Annotated in this window: 1 protein-coding gene; it reads left to right on the forward strand. The window is 34.9% G+C overall.

Translation table 11 applies throughout. From position 1 onward, the window contains the following. Positions 1 to 95: 95 nt before the first annotated feature. Positions 96 to 1,433 (forward strand): IS1182 family transposase, encoded by a 1,338-nt coding sequence (locus DRF59_RS20630; RefSeq protein WP_115964486.1) that lies wholly within the window; start codon positions 96 to 98, stop codon positions 1,431 to 1,433. Positions 1,434 to 1,537 lie beyond the last annotated feature (104 nt).

The following is a 1,537-nucleotide window of genomic DNA, read 5'->3' on the forward strand; positions in this document are numbered from 1 at the left end:
AAGAGGCTGTCTCAAAAGTGAGGCAGTCTTTTTTTGAGCATAAAAAAAGGAAAGCTTTTGCTTTCCTAATATTTGCAAATTGATTAATTTGCTGTGTGTTAAGTAAATCAAAGGTAGTCTTTAAAGATTATAATCCCAAGCAAAATTTTCTTTTTCCTCCTGATTTGTCGGAGCTGATAGAAAATAATCATCCTGTACGAACTGTTTCAGCTGTTATAGATGGTCTGGATATCAGTAATTTACTCCGTAATTATAAACCCGGCGGCACATCGGTGTATCATCCCAAAATGCTTTTGAAAGTATTGGTTTATGGCTATTTGTGTAATATTTATTCGAGTAGAAAGCTGGAGCAGGCACTCAAAGAGAATGTTCATTTTATGTGGCTAAGCGCCATGAACCGTCCTGATCATAATACTTTGAACCGTTTCAGAAGTGAGAGATTAAAAGGAGAACTCAAAGAGATCTTCGCACAAATTGTATTATATCTGGAGAAAGAAGGTCTGGTAAGCCTGCAAACCATCTTTACAGATGGGACTAAAATAGAAGCCAATGCCAATCGTTACACATTTGTATGGGGAAAGGCTATTAAAAAGAATAAAGAACGTATAGAGTCCCAACTTGAGGATTTGTGGAACTACACTCAGGAGATAGCCAGGGAAGAAATGAAAGATACTTCGGAGGTAACCTTTAAGTCTATGGACAAAGAAAAAATAAAATCTGTTATAGAAACGATAGATTCTACTTTAAAGAAGAAGAAAATTTGCTCTAAAGTTCGTCAGAAGATTAATTACGCAAAAAAGAACTGGGCTGAAAATCTTGAAAAATATGAGAGCCAAGAGGCTATTCTTGGGAATAGGAACAGCTATTCAAAAACAGATCCTGATGCTTCTTTTATGCGCATGAAGGAGGATCATATGCGTAACGGGCAGCTCAAAGCGGCTTACAATCTTCAGTTTAGTACCGAGAATCAGTTTATCATTAATTATACTTTGCATCCTAATCCTGGTGACACTAAAACCCTTCTTCCTCATATTAAGAATTTTGAACACCTTTATCATAAATCTCCCGACGAAATAGTGGCTGATGCAGGATATGGCTCAGAAGAGAACTATATTTTTCTCCAAAAGAGAAAAGTCAAAGCCTATATCAAGTATAATTATTTTGATAAAGATCAGAAAACCAAAATTATAACATCTTCACCTTCTAACTCAAAACTTTCAAAGCTCCGGCATAAGGTTCATAAACTTCTCAATACAAAACGGGGCATAATGCTTAGAAAACAAAGGTGCCACGATGTAGAACCTGTGTTTGCTCAAATCAAACATAACAAAGGATTTAAAAGATTTTTTCTCAGAGGACAAAATAAAGTCGAAATAGAAACCGGCTTAATTGCTATTGCGCATAATCTTAGAAAATTGGCTCTGGCAGGGTAAAAAAACCTTCCTTTGCTTTATTCTACCATAATAACTCAAAAATATAATCTAAAAAAAAAAAATTCATTGAAAAATATGAGTTACAAAAAAATACGCCCATAAAA

The sequence above is a fragment of the Chryseobacterium flavum genome, from assembly GCF_003385595.1.
Lineage (GTDB): Bacteria > Bacteroidota > Bacteroidia > Flavobacteriales > Weeksellaceae > Chryseobacterium > Chryseobacterium flavum.